The sequence below is a fragment of the Neorhizobium sp. NCHU2750 genome (assembly GCF_003597675.1).
Classification (GTDB): Bacteria; Pseudomonadota; Alphaproteobacteria; order Rhizobiales; family Rhizobiaceae; genus Neorhizobium.
Window position 1 is genome coordinate 64,953 of sequence record NZ_CP030831.1, and the last position, 19,926, is coordinate 84,878.

The window sequence follows — 19,926 nt, forward strand, 5'->3', positions numbered from 1 at the left end:
AACCATGTTTTCTGCATCCACTAATTCACAGACGTCCAAGGTTGAAAGTCAGAAATCAATTCTGTCCTCTCGCATTTCACCACCAAGGCCAAATAAATACATGGAGCCATAAAATGACAACAGATCGCTCCGCGGCGCACCGTCGATTCGTTGTGTTAGCGCCTCGGCCACCACGCCGACGTGCTTTACGAGTGCGTCCAGATGTTGCTTTGTTGGTTGGTTCCTATCTCCAAGCGCTGCCTTCAGCGCATACAGCCGTTCAAGCGGCGCTGGATGGGTCTCGGATACCGAAAACCGAGGTATGTCGAGAAATCGGGAGCCCAAAAGTTCAATTAAGTGGAGGAAGAGAAATATGTGATAGGCGCCGTTGGAAAGGCGGAGTTTTGCATCTTTATCCGACCCGATGGCTGTAATCGCGTGGAGGTCAGCACTGAATTCTAGATCGTGGTTATAGGTTTTTAGATCCTCCAGATTTTCGGTCGAAGATGCTTCTTCCATATGACCTAGAAGCAAATGACTAAACTCATGCCCGAATGTGAATTCGAGCATGTCGTCTACATCGCGCTTGATAGCAGCGTCCACACTCGCTGGAAGTTTAGCTCGCGGATCGATGTCAAAGTCCTGGGCTTCTGACCCTATCATCGTCCGCAGGGCGATTAAGGCTGCATCAATCCGGTCGCCCATCGGAAATTCATAGTGTGCGCCATGAAAACATACAGTCATGAAATAGAGGAAGTAGCGCAACGCTTCGGAGACGATGATCACCTCGCCTACCAGGGATTTTAAGCAAGCCGCGTTCACTTCCAGGGTTGGGACGTAGCCATATGGGATTGAGCGAGCGGATTTTCGTAAGGCCTTCGGCAGTCGCTCAAGATAGCGTCTCGGAGCCAAATTGACGGTTTCGTAATAGGACGTCAGAGTCCAAGGGCGACCGTTCTGCTGGAATGCACGCTTCCGGTGGGCAAGCACCCTCGTAACTCGAGGAGAATCGGCAACGGAGTTAGCCCGAATTCGCAGCAAGTAGTCATGCGCGCTTCTCAACGACCTCAGCCGGAGAATCTCATTCTTAGAGCAGAAGGGCGCATAAACCAGTTCTTCGTTGCTGAGATCTGGATCGCGTGGTTCGATCCCTGTGACGTAGAACTCGCCACGTTCATCGCCGATGATGAAACCATTCGCGGCGCGGCGCGCTCCGGGAAATTCCTTCAGCCATTTCCGTATTTCGTGCTCTTCCATTGCGAAACGACAACCCTCGTGCCAAGTAGAAAAATACGCAAACTAAAAAGTCCGATAGTAATACGCGAATAAGCCTAACTGCCCGTCTGTAAATCAGGTCGATAAAAAGAGGGTAAGTTTGCCATCAAATCTCTAAGGGCCTCAGTGCTGGCCGCTCCCGAATCTGAGGGCAACAATCTGGACAAATCGGACAATCCGCATTATCTTGGCTGTAGTCAAGAAGGAAGACGAAGATGGTTGCTGTCACCCGTAAAACGCAGATGGGCGCAAAGCTAGAAGTCAATCCAGCTGCGGTAGCCGATGTTCTCAAGGTTCTGGCCCGACACAATCCAGGCCTTTCAAAGCCGGCTCTTGCAGCGACTGGCAGGGTCATGGCCGTGGTCTCTGCGGTAGCAGCGCGCCTTTCTGTCGAGCAACAGCGTCGGATTGCCGACGACGAAACGGAACTCGCCCATATTGTGGAAGCCGCCGTCGCCGAACTGGCTGCGAAGCCAGGTCATGTGCTCGCGGAGGTATCGGTCGAAAAACCTGTGGAGGTCAGCCGAGGTGGTGGTCTGGGGCAATCGGTAGACATTGAGGAAGGGCGCCGCAGGCTCGACGAATTTGCGACGCCAACCCGCATCGAAGACTGGGCCGGTCCGGTCGCCGGTCCGGGCGATATCGAGAAGAAGTTCGGCACGAAGCGATCGACCCTGCACGACTGGCACAAGCGCGGAGCTGTCGTCGGTCTGCTCAGGGGCGAGCGAAAGCATGTCTTTCCCCTGGCTCAGTTTGTGGATGGTCGGCCGGTCGAGGGCATGCCTCAGGTCACCAAAATCATCCGCAATCCGCGTGTAGCGTGGCAATGGTTGATCCAGCCGAAGCCAAGCATAGGCGGAACGCCGCTCGACAATCTCAAGATGGGCAATCTGGACGAGGTTCTGGATGCAGCTGAGCGCGATTTTGGTTGAGCTGAATCGTGAAACTTGATCCCCAAACGGTTCGGGAGCTCGCGCTTGCCTTTCTCCCGCAATCTTATGTCCGCATTATACCTGTAGCCCACATGTCGACCCCGCTTGGCATGGGTTTCGGCCAATCGCGATTCTCGAGCCCCAACCAGATGTTCCGACTGCTTTATGCCGCATATGATCTCGCGACCGCGATTGCGGAGACGATTGTGCGCGACCGCTTCGAGGGGACCCAGGAGCGAGTGCTGGATGAGAGCGAAATCGAGGACTGGTCGGTCACTGAGGTGACGGCCACGGATGCTCTCATTCTTCTCGACCTGCGCACGACCGGCCTCCTGAGGTTGGGCGTCAGCACGGACGCAGCCCGGGGCAAGGAACATCAGGAAGGGCAGAGACTGAGCGAGTCGATCTTTCGATCCTATGCTGTCGATGGATTGCTCTATTCCTCACGCCTCACGGCGGCAGATTGCGTGGCGGTCTACGATCGAGCTGTCGGTGAGAAACTTGTCGCCTCTCCGGCGGTCGAGTTGGTTCGTCAAGCCGACCTGATACCCGCCCTGCGGTCTATCGGGGTGTCGATCCGGGCTGGGCGTTAGGCATGCCCGTTACAGTCACTTCCGCAAACTTCTCGGGGCGATTTACGGCGTTGAATGGCACGAAAACGTTGCCAGCGACACATGCCGACATCATCCGCTCGTTGCTGACCGTCGGCTATCCCAGCCGTCGAGCCGCTGTCCGTACCGTTGGCCCCTGGCGGGAGAAAATGCTGGTCGCGATGGCGACGGGCTATCTGGATGCCTCCTTGAACACGACGGCCTATTTTCGGAGTTTGGAGCAGTCGGAGAAGGTGGGGGTTTCGTTCCTTTTCGGCGAGGCATTCACGCACTGGTATGCTCAGAGTCAGATGAGCGTCCAGTATCTCGTGCATGTCGCCGGTCTTGCCTCCTGCCGATGGGGATCCCCATCGGCTCCGGTCGTGCCGAAGGCTGGCGCAGCGCCTCCTCCTCCAAAATCGCGTCCCGACTTTATCGGCATCAAGCGAAGGGAACGCCACGTGTTCGAGAGTAAGGGTCGCATCCGAGCGCCAGCCGCAAGCACCGTTGCGAAGGCACTGGGGCAGGTTTCGGCGCTTCACACGGTCAACGGACGGGCGCCGACCACGCGCTGTGCAAGCTTCTTCATGTTCAAGGCCGGTGGTGCAGAGGGCAGAGTGCTGGATCCGCCGGCAAAGGGTGACGGCATCACCGTGACGTTTGATCTCTTCGAAGCGATTACACGAGCCTACTCCTTTATCCTCGATCAGCCGGTACTTGATCTATCCGATCAGGTTGGTGCGGGTTATGTCGGCCGCGAGATCGATGATGGTGTGTTCTTGGGTATCGACAAGGAAATCCTTGCCTTGGTACAAGAGCGGCCCCCGACTGAAGCAACGCGTCGCAGGCGTGTCGCCCAGGTCTTCTCTGCCCTTGAAGATCGGTCGCAGAACTATGCGGGTCGGCAGGATAGAAGTGTTTCGTCCGGCCTTGACGGGGTCCTGCTTCTTGACCGCCGTTCGCCGCGCGCCCTTCGACGCTTCCGGACGCAGGGTTAAATGGCCGACTTTATGTCGGGGTGTTGGTTTCACCTCCTGACCAGCAATTTCATGTGATTTACGACAACCCTATAATTCCATCAGAGATGCTCGCTCCATGACGACCCTTCTCGGCCTCACCTATATCTCAAATGAAAAAGTGCCGCTCGCGGACCTGGACGACTATGTAACCGTCCACGTGCCGAGTGCTGGGTTTGATCAGCACCTCGGAAATCATTCACCATGGTTTTGGTCGATCGATAGGAGAGGCGGCGGCGTGGATTTCAAGCAAGGGAAATATGACTATTGGGTGCGCCGGGTCGGTTCCAACCAACCAATAGGTTTTCCGGTGCTGACATCGACCTCAAAAGAGGAGGGCTGGATCTCAGTCATGGACGGCCGACATCGCATAATGGCAATTGTCGATAGCGGTCGGCAGGCCTTTGCAGCGAGACTTCCCAGACCAATGCTGGGAACGGCGCAAATGATAATTCCAGGCCTCGAAATCTTTGATCTGTAGACTACAGACGGCGCCGAGGCGCCCCCTGTCAGACTCCTCCGTCGACGACCATCGAAGTCGGGAAGCCACCATGAGGCTTCGCAATGAACGCTAGGCGCGCTTTGCGGAGTGGCCACGTCTTATCTCGCCACCAGTAAAACTCCAGATGCGATCTGCCCTGCGCGCGGATTTCCGACTCGATATCGCGGCTCTCACGTGAACCCGGGACAGCAAGAAAAGTTCCCGTCACGATGCAACGGGTGCTGCCCCTTACAGTGGCCTCGGTGTCGAAGACGGCGTCGCTGATGCAAACGCCCATGAAATCCCTGCTGCGCTGGCCTTTAGGGGTCTCAATGATGAGATCACCAGACGTGCGGTCAAAGTAGATTTTCACTCGGCTGCCGATCTCAGGTGGCTGACGAGAGACGTGCGGTATATCCATTTTCTACTCCTCTGGAGACTGCGTTGGCACCTGTGGGACGGTCGCAAACACACCCGGGGAGCTGTCTTGCACCGCCGGTAGGTCGAAACGCGGATCAGTGAGATCGAGCGCGCCAGACCGCATCAGAGGCTTCTCGAGCCGATCGAATATCCATTTATCTGCCTGTGACGTGAGCGCCATATGCGGTTTTCTCATGATGGCGCGCCGCGGATTGAGATTGCCGCCACTGCCGGCGTTCAGATTGCGTTGAGTTGGCGCAAAAGAATCCGGACCAAGTTCGATCATCATATCGACCATGGACACGTCTGCCGAAAGAGGTCCGTTAATGACACATTGGCCCGAGCGATGCCTGAAACCACTCCCTAAGTGCGACGATGTCAGCTCTTGTTTCTAACCCAATAGCGCAGGCAAAGTGATAGGCATCTCCGGCAAGCTCCCCGGAAAAAGGCGCTATCAGCAAGCCCGCAGCAAGCGCATCCGCTACCAGAACCCGGCTGGCTATGACCACGCCTTGTCCCGCGATAGCCGCCTGGACGGCTAGCATGCTATCGGGAAAGCGGGGTCCGACACTGGTGTCGACGTCGGCCACACCGGCCTGCGCGCACCAGCGCAACCAGTCTGGTTCCGGCGAGGGCCGGTTTCGTCCGTCGATATGAATCAGTATAGCGCGCCGCAGATCATCAGGGTGGGACAGACCGAGCCGTGCGCTACAAACGGGTGTCATCACGTCACGGCAAAGGTAGGTACTGACCACGCCGGGGAAGGGACCACGCCCGTAACGTATTGCAGTCTCGACACCACCCGCCCGCAAGTCCTCGACGGAGTTCGACGTATGCAGCCGGAGATCGATCATCGGAACAGCCTGGCGGAGCGTGTCCATCCGCGGCACCAGCCAGTGGCTGAGAAAAGCAGTGGTGGATGAGAGGGTGACTGTCGTCGGGGTCGTATCTGCCAGCAGTCGCGTGACTGCTCTTTCGATTTCGCCGAAACCAGAGGCCGTCGCCTCGTACAGGGTCTTGCCCTGCGGCGTTAACGTCACCGCTCTCGGCGACCGGTCCAGGACGCGCAGGCCCATATGGGCTTCGAGTTGCTTGATCTGATGGCTGATGGCCGTCGGCGTCACCGAGAGTTCTTCAGCCGCCGCCTTGAAACTCGCCCGCCGTGCAGCGGCTTCGAAAGCGCGAAGGGCGGACAATGGCGGCAAGCGAGAGCGACTCATGCTGAATCCAGTTCACCTTGAAGCTGAGTAATTTGACTTTTTCTATTTGTATAAGCGGCTGTACAGTGCTGATCGTCAAACCCTATCAAAATAAACTCATTCAAGGCAGCAGGGAAAATGGTCGAACTGGTCGCAGGTCTCATTGATGTCTTCGCAGACGCGCCATTGACCGGCAATCCGCTCGCGGTGGTGCAGGACGCCGACGACCTTACCGATGATGTGATGCGGCGGATCGCCGGTGAATTCAATCAGGCCGAGACCACCTTCATACTTCGGAGCGCACGTGCCGATTGGAAACTGCGGTCGTTCACCGCAAGCGGTGCGGAAGTGTTCGGTGCGGGCCACAACGCACTCGGTGCGTGGCTCTGGCTAGGAGAACATGGGAATCTCGGTTCGCTGACGACCGCCCGGACCTTTCAGCAGGAGATCGGTCAGGATGTTCTGCCGATCGAGCTCGAATTGATCGGCGGTCGCGTCCACGGCCGCATGCGCCAGGCGCCGCTGCGCTTGTCGGACCCGCTCAGTGATGTCGCGCCTCTCGCCGACGCCCTTGGCCTCGGTCTGGGCGACATTCTGTCAGAACCGCCGCCACGTCCCGCTGACACCGGCGCGGCTCATCTGATGGTGCGCGTTCGCAATGCCGGCACGGTTGACGAGGCGCGACCCGATGCCGGCAAGCTCCTCGCCGTTCTGAGAAAGACGGCGGCGGAAGGCTGCTATGTCTATGCGTTCGATGCCGAAGCACCGAACACTGCCTACGCCCGGTTCTTCAATCCAACCGTTGGCCTGTGGGAAGATTCTGCGACCGGAACCGCCGCTGGCCCTCTGGCGGCGTATCTTGCAGCCACGGGAAACCTCAGGAACAACGAATTGGTGATCGAACAAGGTACCAAGATGGGCCGCCGCAGCATTCTGCATATCCGGCTGAAGCCCGAACCGGAACTCTCCGGGACAGGCATTGTCGTGTTGAGAGGCGTGATCCGGCTTTAATGCTTGCACCCGGTCCTAGCGCCCGTACCGATCCTTCAAACTCCAGCAAGCCGGCGCTGTGACGTCTCCTGGTTCTGGGGCGACGACTTTATCGTGCTGCCGCCCTTTATGCGAGCCAACGGCGCTCTCTTCCTCGAACACGTGATGCCAATTCTTTAGGATCGCGGCATTTTCCATAACGACTGTACCGGCGGCGCCGACGCGAGACTTTTGCCCTGCCGCTCCCCAAAGCCAGTACGTGATGGCCCGCAGCAAAAAATCTGCATTTGAACAACTTAGAAAACTCACTTTGCTTCCTCGTGCCCATAAAAGAGAACAACATTTCATGACTTTATACATAGATTTTATAGACTGGCAGGCTCAGGCTCGTTTTAAGTCCATACCGTAAGGCACGCGGAAAACGAGGTTCACCCTACAATTGCGACGAGGAGGTTGGATGACAGCCAACGGTCTGTCCATTCTGGTGCGTTCAATTCGAGAGACGCCCTTCTCCTCGGCTCTCATTTCCTGGACGCCAAACGCAACGTCGTGGCAGCCGGGAGGGCGGAGGGATCGTGAGTAAGCAAGCTGTCTCTACCACCATTGGTCATTCAGTTCCGTCGTATCGCCCGTTCGCGCTCCTCTCCGCGTTCGCCGTTCGAGTGGGGCCGCTTGTGGTGCTCGTCACCGTTTGGCAGGTGGCATGTGATTTTGGAGCCGTGCGACCCGTGTTGCTGCCGGCCCCATCAACCATCGTTCGCACCATATGGAACATGACATTGAGTGGGGAGCTTGCCGAGCATGTGGCGGTAAGCAGCGCCCGTGTGCTCCAAGGATTCGGCATCGCCGCTGTGCTCGCCCTCGCGCTTGGCATCGTTATGGGGCTCATCGGGCCGTTGAACCGGCTGGCTGATCTAATGGTGCAGGTGTTAAAACCCATCCCGCCTATTGCCTGGATCCCGCTGTCCATCCTGTGGTTCGGTATTGGGGAGGAGGCCAAAATTTTCATCATCGTCCTCGGCGCCTTTTTTCCCATTTTAGTAAGCACTCTTGACGCTGTCCATCAGACTGATGTCCGCTATGTGGAACTAGCTCGGGTGCTGGAAGTGCCACGGCTCAACTTCATCCGTCAGGTGATGATCCCCGGCGCCCTGCCGCAGATCATGTCGGGGCTCAGGCTCGGCATCACCATGTCTTGGATGTGTGTTGTGGCAGCCGAGCTGATCGCAGCATCGAGTGGCATCGGATTCCTCATCATGGACGGCCGCGTAATGTCGAATGCCAGCGTTGTGCTTGCGGGAATGATTACCCTCGGCGTCCTTGGCAAGCTGACCGACGATGCCTTACGCTTCGCTGAGCGACGTCTGGTGCGCTGGCGCGCCGGCTTCAGCGGGTTATGAGGGGTGATATGACCGCTGCCGCATTCCCTACAACACCCCCCGCCGCTACCGATCATACGCTGCTGGTCCAGGGCGTCTCCAAAAGCTTCAGTCGGCCTGACGGGTCGGAAGTGCGTGCTCTGGACCATGTGGATCTCGTTGTACGGGACGGCAGCGTCACCTGCATCATCGGTGCAAGCGGCTGCGGCAAGAGTACCCTGTTGCGCATCGTCGCTGGCTTGGAACCACAGTTCGGCGGGACGGTGCTGCTGGGCGGTCGGCCGCTGAAGGGACCGGGCCTCGACCGAGGCATCGTGTTCCAGGACCACCGCCTCGTTCCCTGGATGACGGTGGAGGCGAACATCGCCTTCAGTCTCCACCGTTTGCCCAAGGCGGAGCAGCGGCGAGTCGTGACTGAGAAGTTGAAGCTGGTGGGCCTTGAAGGATTTGGGCGGTCCTATCCGCACCAACTGTCCGGTGGTATGGCGCAGCGCGTCGCCATCGCGCGCGCGCTTGCGCACCAGCCGGAGTTGCTGCTGCTGGACGAGCCCTTCGGTGCGCTCGATGCGCTGACCCGCCTCCAGATGCAGGACGAGGTGCTGCGCATCCGCCATACTGACAATCTGACCACCGTGCTCATCACACATGACATCGAGGAGGCCATCTATCTCGCAGACGAGATCGTGGTGTTCTCTGATCGTCCCGGCCGTGTACGTGCGCGGTTTACCGTGGAGCTGCCCCATCCGCGCGACCGCGGCGATCCCGCCTTCGCCCGTCTGCGCCATGAGTTGCATGCCCAGTTTTTCCACCACCGCAATTAGCTCATTTTGAAAGAAAGTCGTCCAAGATGCTAAAAAACATTGCCAAAACTGCCACTGCCTTGGTCGCCGCCGCACTTCTCTGGTCCGGTTCCGCTGCAGCGGAGACCGTAAACATTGGATTCATGCCGTTCGTGCCTTATTCCGCCATCCTGCTGGCCAAACAAAAAGGTTGGGTAGATGAGGAGTTTACCAAGGCCGGCTTGAAGGACGTGGAGGTAAAGTGGCACCAGTTCGCGGGCGGTCCGCCGGTGAACGAGGCCTTCGCCTCGGGCGCTCTCGACATTGCCGCGCTGGGCGACACGCCCTCCCTCATCGCCTTCGCCAATGGCATCGATACTCGCTTTGTAGGCCTCGCCTGCAAGGGGGCCAAGGCTGAGGCGCTGGTAGTGCTCAAGGACAGTTCGGTGAAGACAGTGAAAGACTTGAAGGGCAAGAAGGTCGCCACCCTGCGCGGCGGCAATGTACATGAGCTGCTGGTGCTGGTGCTGGCCGAGGCCGGCCTGAAGATTTCCGACGTGGAGTTTCTCAATCTTGGCCTGCAGGACATGGGCATCGCCCTTACCAAGGGCGACGTCGATGCCGTCCTGGTGTGGGAACCGCTACTTACCAAATTGGACAGCGAGGGTGTCTCGCGTACCCTGCGAGACGGCGCCGGCCTGAAGAGTAACCTCAACCCGATAGTCGCCTTAGGCAGCTTCGCCGCCAAGCATCCGGATGTGCTGAAGGCATATTTGCAGGCGGTAAAGCGCGGGGCCGAGGCATTGCGCTCTGATCCGGCCGGTTCAGCCCAGGTCCTCGCGCCGGTAGTGGGCCTGACGCCAAAGCAGACTGAGCTCGCCTTCTCCCGTTTCGAGTGGAAACCGACCGTAACCGAGGCGGATCAGGCAGAGCTGGCGGATTCCGTGAAGTTCCTCCTGGACAACCACTTCATCAGGCAAACCTTCGAAGTATCCAACTTCGCGGATCAGGCCTTTTTCAATTTCTAACGCGAGGCAGAGGATGCCCGAGAAAATCAGGTCAAATGCGTTTCTTATGAATACCACCGGTCACCTCGTTCCGAGGCTTTGGCGGCATCCGGAGGATCAGACCCGGAACTATTGCGATCTTGATTTTTCGACCAAAAACGCACGTTCACGCGACTTGGGTCTGGTCAGCAATACGAACACGCGTTCAGCGAAATGAGAAGGGTATGTTGATGGGCGTTCGCCAAGTATTCGGTCTTGGGCTGATGATATCAGACCCAATCACTACGGCAGATCTTGTTACGGTCGCCCGAACGGCTGAAAAGGCTGGGTTCACGACACTGACTATCGGGGGCAGGGAAACCATCCTGGATCCAACAACAATCCTGGCCGCGCTGGCGGCCAGGACCGAGCAGATCGGGCTGGTTGCGGCGGTGAACGTCGATACGGCTCTGCCTTATGATTTTGCACGCCGTCTGGCGTCTCTTGATCACCTCTCGAGTGGACGGGCAGGCTGGAAGCCATATTCGACTGCCGATGAGCCTGACGAAGCCCGGATCGCGGAGTTCGTGCATGCCGTCAGCCACCTCCTGGATAGCTGGGATGACGATGCCGCCGTTTACGACAAGGAGAGTGGAATTTATGTCGACATCAGCAAGGTTCATCGGCTCGATCACATCGGGGAATATTATAGGGTAGCTGGCCCGCTCGATATACCACGCGCCCCTCAAGGTCGACCGGTCCTGGTTCGAGAGGTCCTCGCTGCCGATCTTGCCGAAGGCGCATGGCCCACGGCGGACATCATTGAAATCGTTCCGGTCCCCGGTCAGAGCACGAACAAGCCCCTCGCACCTCGTGCCGAGGGAAATACCACCCTCCTAAGTATCGTTGCAGACACTGGCGATCTCGCGTCGATGCATGCACTGCTCAACGATGGGGACGTTGATGGAGCGACTGTCCGTGTAGCGCCACGGATCGATGCCGTCGCGCGGGCGGCGAGAGATATTGGGTTATGGTCAAAGCCGCGCGGAAGCAATTTGCGTGACACGCTTGGGTTATCCCGTCCGGAAAGCCTGTTTGCCCTTAGAAGAAATGGAGTTTCCGCATGACCAGCCGTCCTCTCGCTCTTCTGGTCAATCCCCTGCTGTGCGGCCACCACGAGGCAGCCTGGCGGACGGAACGCGCACAGCCCGAGCGGATTCACAGTCTCGATTACTTCCAGCAACTCGCCCGGACTGCCGAACGTGGACGATTCGACGCCGTGTTCATGGCCGACTTTTTCATCTTCAATCCTGCGGTCATGTACAGCCCGCGTTGGGAAGTCGAACCCGTCACGCTCTTGTCTGCGGTCGCTCAAGCAACCGAGAATCTCGGTTTCATCGCCACGGGCTCGGCGATCTTCTCCGATCCGGTTGAGGTCGCCCGGGTCTTTTCGACCTTCGACCATGCCACTGGAGGCCGCGCTGCCTGGAACATCGTGACCTCGGGCGAGCCGGCGGCCGGTGCCAACTACGGCCTCGATAAGCCGATCCCCCATGCCGAGCGCTATGAATTGGGCGCGCGCAACACAGAACAGGTGCTCGCATACTGGGACGGCGCACCGGTCCCCGACGATGTTGCACCGATTGCCCGTCCGGTCCAGGGCCGCCCGGTTCTGGTGCAGGCCGGGTCTTCCGCCACGGGGCGAGATTTCGCGGCCCGTTTCGCCGAACTGGTGTTTAGCGCCCAATGGAATTTCGAAGCTGGCAGGGACTTCAGAAATGACCTTAGGCGCCGCGCCGTGACGCATGGCCGAAACCCCGATGATGTGCGTCTTATCCTGGGCCTCAGCTTTGTCATCGGCTCCACCGAGGCAGAGGCCCGCAGCAAGAAGAAGGCGCTTGACGACTTGATCCTGCCCCACGCCTCACATGGCTGGTTACAGAGTTTCGGTATCGACCTGACCGCGTTCGATTTCGACGAGCCCCTGCCGCGGACACTCGGGAACATCGATCTGTATGAGGGCATCAAGAGCCGCTTTTCGGTCATTTCATCCCTGGTTGACAGCACATCGCCACTAACCATCCGGCAACTGGCCAGCGCCTTGGCCGGAAGCCGCGGCCATCATCTTGTTATCGGCACGCCGGAACAAATCGCTGATGCGGCAGAAACCTGGTTTGTGGGAGGGGCGACGGACGGATTTATGGTGATGCCCCATGAATTGCCTGCGGAATTCGAGTTGTTTGTGGACGAGGTCATCCCGATCCTGCGTCGTCGAGGCCTCGTGGATCGCGATTATCGTGGACATACGCTTCGCGAGAACCTTGGGCTGCCCATCAGCCCGCCCGCGCCGTCATGGGCATTCCAGACATGAATATCGAACAGGGTTCCACCGGACAGCGGCGGCACAATTCCGAGCATGTTCGGGATACGCACGTCTTTAAAGACCTGTCAGTCGATTACGGACTTGCAAGCGGCGTGCAGGGCTCGCGTTCGCATCCCATGATGGTGGGCCTGTCATGACATATCCTTCGCAAATCCCCAACATCTCGACGCTGTTTGACCTTTCCGGTCGGAGGGCCGTCATCACGGGCGGCGCTCGGGGGATCGGGCGCGCTATCGCTGACGGCTTCTTAGAAGTGGGAGCTGATGTCGTCTGCATCGACCGTGGATGGGAAAGCTCTGACCTCCCGGCCGATAACCGGCAGATTGTCACGGCCGATCTTAGCGACCGTAGCGACCTGAAGCGCGGATTCGATGAAGCTGTGGAGCGACTGGGGGGCCAGATCGATGTCCTTGTCAACAACGCAGGCATCTGGGACGACACGCCGTCGCTCGATATGGAGCTTGAGATGTGGGACAGGATCATCGAGGTCAATCTGACTGCGGCCTTCGCGCTGAGCAGGCATGCAGCCAGGCTGATGCTTCCCCGAGGCCGCGGACGAATAATAAACATTGGCTCCATCCGCAGTCTGAGGGGAGGCCACAATGCGGCTGCCTATGCAGCCAGCAAGGGAGGGATCGCCTTGCTCACTCAGACCTTGTCGAATGAATGGGCACCTTCAGGACTAAGGGTCAATGCCATAGCGCCCGGCGCTATGGTCACCGCCCTGACTGAAAAGCTGCGCCACGATCCTGAAGTGGTCACCCGCTTCATCGAGCGCATCCCTGCCAGAAGATGGGGATCGCCCGCCGATGTGGCGGGCCTGGCGATCTTCCTGGCCAGCGACGCCTCCGATTATGTCACTGGTGCAATCATCCCCTGCGACGGGGGGTTCCTTGCCGGTTAATCGAGCGAAACACGTTTTTCTGGAAAAGCAGAGACCGGACCAAAGGAAAACAGGAACTGATGAAGTGGTCTCAATCCACGCAGCGCTGGCTCGTTCGAGGCGAAACGGTTCAACAGGAACGCCGGTAAAGTTTCATTCTCAACACGTGGGAAGAAAATCTTGAAGCAAGTAGAAGCTGATGAATTCGATTTCATCGTCGTCGGAGGAGGATCCGCTGGCGCTGCCGTCGCTGCAAGATTGGCTGAGCGTGCGGACTTGCGGGTTCTGCTCCTGGAAGCTGGTCGACAGCAGTCCGGCATCCGGTTCCGGCTGCCGATATTGACTCCGTTCGCGCTTGCGAAAGAGGATGCAGTCTGGAACTTCACGACATTGCCTGAACCCGGCCTCAATGGCAGGGAACTTGTCTGGCCGCGCGGCAGGGGACTTGGGGGTTCCTCTCTCATCAATGGCATGCTCTGGGTACGGGGAGACCCGGTGGAGTATGACCTCTGGGCTGCCTCAGGCTGTACCGGCTGGTCTTATGGCGATCTGCTGGATTTCTTCAAGCGCAGCGAAACATACATTCCCGGTGATCCGGCGAGCAGAGGGCAGCGCGGGGCTGTGACGGTTACCAGGCACCGTCCAGCAGATCCTCTCTCTGATGCCTTCCTGAAGGCTTGCGGTAACATGCAGGTATCACAGCAGGATGATTACAATGCGGGTATTTCGGAAGGCGCAGGCTATCTCCAGTTCAACCAGCGCCGGGGATTGCGTCATGGCACAGACCGTGCCTATCTCTCGCCCGCCAGCAGGTGTGCTAACCTGACCATTCGCGAAGGCGCTGTTGCAAACCGCATCCTCTTCGAAGGGAAGAGAGCGATCGGGGTGGAGTATCGCGCGGCTGATGGCCTGAGATGTGCCATCGCACGGCGGGAGGTCGTTCTATCCTGCGGCACCGTCCAATCCCCGAAGCTGCTTGAGCTTTCGGGTATAGGGGACGGTGAGGTGCTTGGCCGGGCAGGTATCGTGCCACTGGTGCACCTCCCGGGCGTCGGAGAAAATCTGCGCGATCACCTTAATGTGCGCGTCGGATTTCGTACCCGTTTCCGCGGCACCCTGAATGATGTCCAACACAGCTACGTCTGGAAGGTACGCGCCATGCTTTGCTGGCTTGCGCGAGGCGGCGGTCCCCTATCTACCATAGGGGCGACAGCCCATGCATTTGTGAGAACCCGGTCGGACCTCGAACGGGCGGACGTGAAAATCCAGATGCTGCATTTCAGTGCACCCCACAATACCGGAAATATCAGCGGACGTCTGGATGAGTTTCCCGGCTTCAGCATCTCGACGTTCGTCCTGAGGCCGAATTCGACGGGTTCCAGCCACATCCGGTCGGGCGCCGCCGCGGAGCCGCCGGCGATCGTTGCGAACTACCTTTCACACGAGGAGGATCTCCGCTCGATGCTCGGTGCCTTTCGATTCATCAACAGAATTGCCTCGGATTCGGTCTTTGATGATCTTATGGTCTCACGGGACAACGACCTCGCGGGTCTGCAGAGCGATCAGGACATCCTGGAATGGGCAAAAACAACCGGTCTGACGTCCTACCATCCCATCGGAACGTGCAAGATGGGTACGGATTCCGCAAGCGTCGTCGATCCGAGACTGAGAGTGATCGGTGTTGACGGACTGAGAGTCGTTGATGCGTCCGTCATGCCGACAATGCCATCCTCCAACACGCACGGACCCACCGTCATGATTGGGGAGAAGGGGGCGGCAATGATCCTGGAGGATAGTTTGTCGTGATAGTCGTTCGACATTGACAGGTTCAGCGTCTGTGGGTGCCGCCCAAATTCAGAAGGAGAATATTTTGATCCGAGACCTGGACCTGGTTCGCAATGACTTTTCTGTTTGATTAGGGATGATTGGTAACGTTCTGCCTAATTTCCTGCAATGCGTGTTAGCCATGCATCCAGGAGGCGTGCGATCGTCTCGGGTTGCTCTTCTTGTACGAAATGGATCCCAGCGCCTGCTGCTTCTATTTCCAAATTACGGATGGTAACCTGACTCCACTTCAATATGGCATCGGTGAGTAGAAAACCAGGTTTGAATGTCAGCAGTAGCTTGGGAGTATCGCTCGTATTGAGCCAGTTTACCGCCTGTTCCAGGAATGCCACAGTGCTTGCTGGCTCGCCATCCACAGGAAGATTGCGTGGTCCTGCGAGTATCGCCTTGCGCGAGTGCGGCGTCGGAAACGGCGTTTGGTATTGCCTTAGGTCCTCCGGCGCCAAAGGGGTAAGGAAAAACCAGGGGAAAAGCTCAGTCAGGAAGCGGTTTTCCTGCTGAACGAAGATTTCACCTTCGCCCGGTTGGCGCAGCTTCGCCCGGCGGGTGACGAATTCCGGTGACAGATCCACCGAATCAATGTTCCGTAACACTGGCTCGAAAAAGGCCACGGCTCGGACGCGGTCTGGATTCCGGCTGGCCCAGTTTAGTCCAAACGCTGCGCCATAATCCTGCAGAACCAGCGTCACATTCCTTAGGTCGAGGGCGTCGAACCAAGCGTCAACGTAACGCTGCTGATTCTCCAATGTGTATTCGATATCAGGCTTGCTAGATTGGCCGTACCCGATCAGATCGACGGCCAATAGCCGACCGTGTCCATGGAGACGGCGGAATATGTGGCGCCACAGATAGGAACTCGTGGGATTGCCGTGGAGAAAGACGATTGGCGCACCTGAACCATGTTCAACCGTGTGGATTTGCAGGCCGAATGCCGGCACATCATACGCTTTCGCGCCGTCACCAAAGGCGGAATGTGGTGATTTCTCAGTCATGTGACGGTGTTCCTTCAAGCCGAAACGAAGAACTGAGGGTCGGGAAGCACGTTCAATGCTATGGTCAAACGATTGCCGTAGGAGAAGAAAGCAGAGACTTCCAGCACCTCCAGAATCGCGGGTTCGCTGAAGCCAATTGCTCGGAGCCGGGCGAAGTCGTCACTGCCCACACTATGGGGCGTAGTGGCCAGCTTCTGCGCCAAATCGGCCAGCGCTCGCTCGCGTGGTGCCAACGTCACATCATTATGGTTTCGAGCAATCCGGTCCGCCAACACACGATCTCCAAGGGCGGCTGCCAACGCCGGGCGGTGGTTGAACACGCAATAGCTGCAGCCTGTCGCTACAGACGTCACGACTGCGATCAACTCACGCTCGGATGCGCTGAGATGGCTGTTGCTCTGGTCGAACAGGTGCTCATAGAAGGCCATAATACGCAGAGCGGTACCCGGATTGGCAGACAGCGCCGTCAGGAAATTCGGGACAAAACCGAACTTCTTTCGAATCCTCATATGGATGTCGCGCAATTTCTGGGGCAGTTCGTCCTCTGTCGGAACGCGAAGACGCGAAATGGGCTCTTCCAACTGCCCGGTCGATACGGGAGATGAAGTGACGGAATGGGGCGCTGTTGCCTGGCTCATAATGGAAAGTCTCCCGATTGTGGGGTTGAAGTCGAGATCGCTGTTAAAATCCCTTTGCGGCGACTACGTCCCCGATCGCCACGATGCGTCGAGTAGCAATGAGTCCGCCACGCCAACGAATCTTGCAAAGATCGCCATGTCATTCGGCGGCTTGCGCTGCCGGAGGAAAGACGCCGAGATGGATCTGGCCAATGAGGTCGTGGGTCGCGTCGCTGTTCGGCGGATGGAAGGGGCCGGAACGGACGTCGCGCGTCAGCCGCTCCAGTTCGTTTCGACGGAGCAACGAGCTAGCGCCGGCAACCTTGCTGGCGCGATCAACGATCCGGAGTGCCCCATCGACAGCGTGCTGTTTGGCGCCAAGCAATTTGGTTGGCCAGAGTAGCCCGTGATCCACGCCCTCGGTCCATTCCGCCGCTACGCGGCTGAGAAAAGCCCAAATACTATCGAGTTCTATAGAAGCCTTGGCGATTTCGACCTGTGTTTGCGGATGATGGGCATAGGTCCGACCGGAGAGTGCCGGAGAAACGCGGGATTTAGCCGTTTCCACCGCGATGTCGAACGCGCGATTGGCAATGCCGTAGTACACAGCACCGATCGGAAGAACAGCCGAAGCAATGATGCCGTCAACAAAAGGATCGTTCGGCGGGCCGGCTGGAAGCACGCGCGTTACATAAGGTTTTGCCGCGATCACTCCCTCCAGGATTGTATCATCACTCCGCGTCGCGCGCACGCCATGCGAATCCCAGGTTTCTCGTGTGTGGTGCCCGGGATCCTGCCGGCGAATAAAAGCATGGACAATTTTTGGTGTGGCTGGATCGCTTGCATCGAGTGCATGGATTCCGAGCCAGTCCCAGACGGGTGAAAGAGAGGTAAAAATCTTCCGTCCGTGAAAGCGGTAGCCACCGTCGGCGAGTGGTTCGGCCACCACGTTGGAGCCTGCGAGGCCAAGATCGTTGCCTGGCTCGCCATGGCCGGCTGCAAAGATCCGACCCGCTGCCGCCTCTTCGAGGATCCAGTCGGTTGAGTGATCGCCACGGCGCCAGAGATAAGCAGCAGTACCGATCCAATAGAGGTGCATGTTGATTGCCAGTGCCGTGGCGGGTGCATGATAAGAAAGCCGCGCCTGTTCGGCCAGTACCTGTGACAGGGTCAGCCCCCGGCCCCCGAATTCCACCGGCAGTGCTGCCTGTAGGTACCCGACTGCTTTGAGATCGGCGAGATCCTCAAAAAAGAAGCGGTTTTCCCGGTCATAATCCGCAGCGCGACTTTGAAAAGTGTGAAGCAAGACTTCATCAAGGAGATGTTGGCCTGCCTCCAATTTTGTATCAAGGGAATAAGTGCCCATACTGATCCTTTAGTCCTCCTTGAGTCTTAAACGGACTATTGGAAAATCGGTTATTATGAGAAGAATTTATCATCCGGAAGGATCCCCAAAGATATAGTGACCCTGTTGGTGTGATTGAACCAGGAAGCTGTTTCAACAGCCTCCAATAATTCTTCATCGGAAAGCTCAAGATCCCTGAGCTTCTCGAAGTCGGCTTGCGAGATAGTTTTGGGGCTTAGAGTCACCTTGACCGCCAAATCAGCTAAAGCCCGCTGTCGCTTTGACAAGTCGGCGAGATGGTAGTCGAGCGCGACCCGACGAGCAAAACCCGGATCATTGAGCAGGTCGCCAAAGGCGCGCGTGTGATGAATCTCGCAAACGCCACATCCGTTCGTCGCTGAGACAACCACGGCGATTAACTCGCGATCCTGTAGCGGCAACCGCCTGCCCGTCGCCGCGAACAGATGCTCGAAATGACCGGTGAAGCGGCGAGCTGTGTCAGGATTGAGCGAAAGCGCCCGAACCCAGTTCTCATGGTGGTGACGATCAACTAAAGCCTGAATATCTTCAGGCAGTTCGGATTCGTCCGGAATGCGCAAACGGGAAATCCGCTGGCTCCGAGCCAGCCCGTCGATCGTTGTCATGCCATTCTCCGTCGATATTGAGGGGGCGACTGAATAAACGGAAGTCAGTTCTCTATTAATATTGTCTATTAAAAATATAGACGAACTAGACGAATCTAATTTCGCACGCGTGGGGAGAAAAACTTTCTCATCGCCGTTGCTTGGGGCACTGTGTCGTCATTTCACGATGTCTTGAAGGCTGACGCGGTCGATCGTCGTGAGCACGGCAATCACAATAACAACGCCCTTGACGATTTCCTGGGTGAACGTGCTGACGCCAGAAACGTTCAGGCCGTTGCTCAGGATAGTGATAAGCGCGACCCCGAGCAGGGTGCGCTGTGCGCCGCCGACCCCGCCTGTAAGTGCCGTGCCGCCAACGACGATTGCAGCGACTGTGTCGAGAAGATACCCGTCCCCGATTGAGGGGGTAGCGGAACCCAAACGCGACAACAGAAAGAACCCACCGATCGCAGCGAGTGTGCTTGAAAGCACAAACGCATAGGTCTTGTAGCGGTTGATAGCGATGCCGCTCAGTTTCGCGACACGCTCGCCAGCCCCTATCGCGACGATGTACCGGCCGAACCGGGTATGGGACGTTGTCAGGCTCAGCACGAGCCAAAGCAGCAGCGAAAGGAGAAGGACGTTGGGCACCCGCGGGATTATCTGCCCGTTGGCGAGCATCGAAAAGTCGTCGTCGTTGACGAACAGGGCAGTGCCATCAAGCACGTGCAGCATGATGCCCGTAAAGATGGAACTGGACGCAAGAGTTGCAATGAACGACGGCAGCCGCAGGACTGTCGAAAGAACGGAATTGAGCAGGCCGGCAGCGATGCCGAAACCGAGCACGGCGAGGAGGGCCGTTGTGTAACCCGTGCCAAATTTCTGCAGGAGAACGGCGCTGATCGCGGAGGCGAGCGCTGCGACAGCAGCAACGGAGAGGTCGATGCTGCCCATTAGCACGATGAAGGTCGCGCCGAGCGAGATCAAGAGCAGTGGCCCGGCCTGGGCTCCCATGACCGTCAGGTTGAGCGGCGACAAGAATGCGGGCTGCTGGAAAGCGAAGTAGCCAATAAGAATGAGAAGCGCCGATGCTGGCAGCCAGGTCGCCCGGTGTTCGCGCGAAACGATGGCCGTTGCAACACGCGCCTTCCAGGTTTCTATTTTGCCGGTTGCCTGCGGAACTTCAATTTCACTAATCTGCTTCGGGATCAT

Annotated in this window: 22 protein-coding genes; 13 read left to right on the forward strand and 9 right to left on the reverse strand. The window is 57.9% G+C overall.

Annotation, left to right across the window (positions count from 1 at the left end):
- Nucleotides 1–48: 48 nt before the first annotated feature.
- On the reverse strand, nt 49–1,236 hold the full coding sequence (locus tag NCHU2750_RS28265) for a phage exclusion protein Lit family protein (RefSeq protein WP_045023413.1): 1,188 nt from the start codon (nt 1,234–1,236) through the stop codon (nt 49–51).
- Nucleotides 1,237–1,469: 233 nt separating this feature from the next.
- Here NCHU2750_RS28265 and NCHU2750_RS28270 point away from each other — a divergent pair, with 233 nt between their 5' ends.
- The 4 genes from NCHU2750_RS28270 (at nt 1,470) to NCHU2750_RS28285 (ending at nt 4,273) form a co-directional block, all read left to right on the forward strand.
- Nucleotides 1,470–2,186 (forward strand): antitoxin Xre/MbcA/ParS-like domain-containing protein, encoded by a 717-nt coding sequence (locus NCHU2750_RS28270; protein WP_045023415.1) that lies wholly within the window; start codon nt 1,470–1,472, stop codon nt 2,184–2,186.
- A gap of 92 nt (nt 2,187–2,278) precedes the next feature.
- Nucleotides 2,279–2,779 (forward strand): RES family NAD+ phosphorylase, encoded by a 501-nt coding sequence (locus NCHU2750_RS28275; RefSeq protein ID WP_234903667.1) that lies wholly within the window; start codon nt 2,279–2,281, stop codon nt 2,777–2,779.
- 167 nt (nt 2,780–2,946) lie between these two features.
- Nucleotides 2,947–3,774 carry a hypothetical protein gene (locus NCHU2750_RS28280; RefSeq protein WP_080803240.1) on the forward strand — a complete coding sequence of 276 codons (828 nt, stop codon included), beginning with the start codon at nt 2,947–2,949 and terminating at the stop codon, nt 3,772–3,774.
- 97 nt (nt 3,775–3,871) lie between these two features.
- A complete protein-coding gene (locus NCHU2750_RS28285; RefSeq protein WP_012654983.1) occupies nt 3,872–4,273 on the forward strand; it encodes a hypothetical protein in 402 nt (133 codons plus the stop codon).
- A 28-nt stretch (nt 4,274–4,301) separates the two neighbouring features.
- Here NCHU2750_RS28285 and NCHU2750_RS28290 read toward each other — a convergent pair whose 3' ends face one another.
- From NCHU2750_RS28290 to NCHU2750_RS28300, 3 genes are read right to left on the reverse strand one after another with little or no spacing between them, the layout of a single operon-like run.
- Complete coding sequence (locus NCHU2750_RS28290) at nt 4,302–4,694, reverse strand: hypothetical protein (RefSeq protein WP_045231685.1); 393 nt, start codon at nt 4,692–4,694, stop codon at nt 4,302–4,304.
- Nucleotides 4,695–4,697: 3 nt separating this feature from the next.
- Entirely contained in the window at nt 4,698–4,991 is a 294-nt protein-coding gene (locus NCHU2750_RS28295; RefSeq protein WP_045231684.1) for a hypothetical protein, read from the reverse strand.
- A 25-nt stretch (nt 4,992–5,016) separates the two neighbouring features.
- On the reverse strand, nt 5,017–5,913 hold the full coding sequence (locus tag NCHU2750_RS28300) for a LysR substrate-binding domain-containing protein (protein ID WP_045023424.1): 897 nt from the start codon (nt 5,911–5,913) through the stop codon (nt 5,017–5,019).
- A 117-nt stretch (nt 5,914–6,030) separates the two neighbouring features.
- Here NCHU2750_RS28300 and NCHU2750_RS28305 point away from each other — a divergent pair, with 117 nt between their 5' ends.
- The 9 genes from NCHU2750_RS28305 (at nt 6,031) to NCHU2750_RS28345 (ending at nt 15,098) form a co-directional block, all read left to right on the forward strand.
- Nucleotides 6,031–6,903, forward strand: a complete 873-nt coding sequence (locus NCHU2750_RS28305; protein ID WP_045231683.1) for a PhzF family phenazine biosynthesis protein — start codon at nt 6,031–6,033, stop codon at nt 6,901–6,903.
- A 554-nt stretch (nt 6,904–7,457) separates the two neighbouring features.
- Complete coding sequence (locus NCHU2750_RS28315) at nt 7,458–8,282, forward strand: ABC transporter permease (protein WP_233278968.1); 825 nt, start codon at nt 7,458–7,460, stop codon at nt 8,280–8,282.
- Nucleotides 8,279–9,082: an ABC transporter ATP-binding protein gene (locus tag NCHU2750_RS28320; RefSeq protein ID WP_080803206.1), complete on the forward strand. Its 804-nt coding sequence runs from the start codon at nt 8,279–8,281 to the stop codon at nt 9,080–9,082. The genes NCHU2750_RS28315 and NCHU2750_RS28320 overlap by 4 nt, the downstream gene beginning before the upstream one ends.
- 26 nt (nt 9,083–9,108) lie before the next feature.
- Nucleotides 9,109–10,068, forward strand: a complete 960-nt coding sequence (locus tag NCHU2750_RS28325; RefSeq protein WP_045231682.1) for an aliphatic sulfonate ABC transporter substrate-binding protein — start codon at nt 9,109–9,111, stop codon at nt 10,066–10,068.
- A 209-nt stretch (nt 10,069–10,277) separates the two neighbouring features.
- On the forward strand, nt 10,278–11,153 hold the full coding sequence (locus tag NCHU2750_RS28330) for an LLM class flavin-dependent oxidoreductase (protein ID WP_080803237.1): 876 nt from the start codon (nt 10,278–10,280) through the stop codon (nt 11,151–11,153).
- Entirely contained in the window at nt 11,150–12,397 is a 1,248-nt protein-coding gene (locus tag NCHU2750_RS28335) for an LLM class flavin-dependent oxidoreductase (protein ID WP_045231679.1), read from the forward strand. Before NCHU2750_RS28330 ends, NCHU2750_RS28335 begins: the two co-directional genes overlap by 4 nt.
- Nucleotides 12,394–12,546, forward strand: a complete 153-nt coding sequence (locus NCHU2750_RS30735; protein ID WP_154965369.1) for a hypothetical protein — start codon at nt 12,394–12,396, stop codon at nt 12,544–12,546. Before NCHU2750_RS28335 ends, NCHU2750_RS30735 begins: the two co-directional genes overlap by 4 nt.
- The gene (locus NCHU2750_RS28340; RefSeq protein WP_012654998.1) at nt 12,543–13,313 is read left to right on the forward strand and encodes an SDR family NAD(P)-dependent oxidoreductase; all 771 of its coding nucleotides are present in this window, start codon (nt 12,543–12,545) and stop codon (nt 13,311–13,313) included. The genes NCHU2750_RS30735 and NCHU2750_RS28340 overlap by 4 nt, the downstream gene beginning before the upstream one ends.
- Nucleotides 13,314–13,472: 159 nt before the next feature.
- Complete coding sequence (locus NCHU2750_RS28345; protein WP_010974855.1) at nt 13,473–15,098, forward strand: GMC family oxidoreductase; 1,626 nt, start codon at nt 13,473–13,475, stop codon at nt 15,096–15,098.
- Nucleotides 15,099–15,232: 134 nt separating this feature from the next.
- Here NCHU2750_RS28345 and NCHU2750_RS28350 read toward each other — a convergent pair whose 3' ends face one another.
- From NCHU2750_RS28350 to NCHU2750_RS28370, 5 genes are all read right to left on the reverse strand, one after another.
- Entirely contained in the window at nt 15,233–16,129 is an 897-nt protein-coding gene (locus NCHU2750_RS28350) for a haloalkane dehalogenase (protein WP_049783284.1), read from the reverse strand.
- A gap of 14 nt (nt 16,130–16,143) precedes the next feature.
- Nucleotides 16,144–16,767: a peroxidase-related enzyme gene (locus tag NCHU2750_RS28355; protein ID WP_052816127.1), complete on the reverse strand. Its 624-nt coding sequence runs from the start codon at nt 16,765–16,767 to the stop codon at nt 16,144–16,146.
- Nucleotides 16,768–16,906: 139 nt separating this feature from the next.
- Nucleotides 16,907–18,112, reverse strand: coding sequence for an acyl-CoA dehydrogenase family protein (locus NCHU2750_RS28360; RefSeq protein ID WP_010974857.1), 1,206 nt, complete (start codon nt 18,110–18,112; stop codon nt 16,907–16,909).
- A 53-nt stretch (nt 18,113–18,165) separates the two neighbouring features.
- Entirely contained in the window at nt 18,166–18,735 is a 570-nt protein-coding gene (locus tag NCHU2750_RS28365; RefSeq protein WP_010974858.1) for a peroxidase-related enzyme, read from the reverse strand.
- 156 nt (nt 18,736–18,891) lie between these two features.
- On the reverse strand, nt 18,892–19,926 hold the full coding sequence (locus tag NCHU2750_RS28370) for an ABC transporter permease (RefSeq protein ID WP_010974859.1): 1,035 nt from the start codon (nt 19,924–19,926) through the stop codon (nt 18,892–18,894).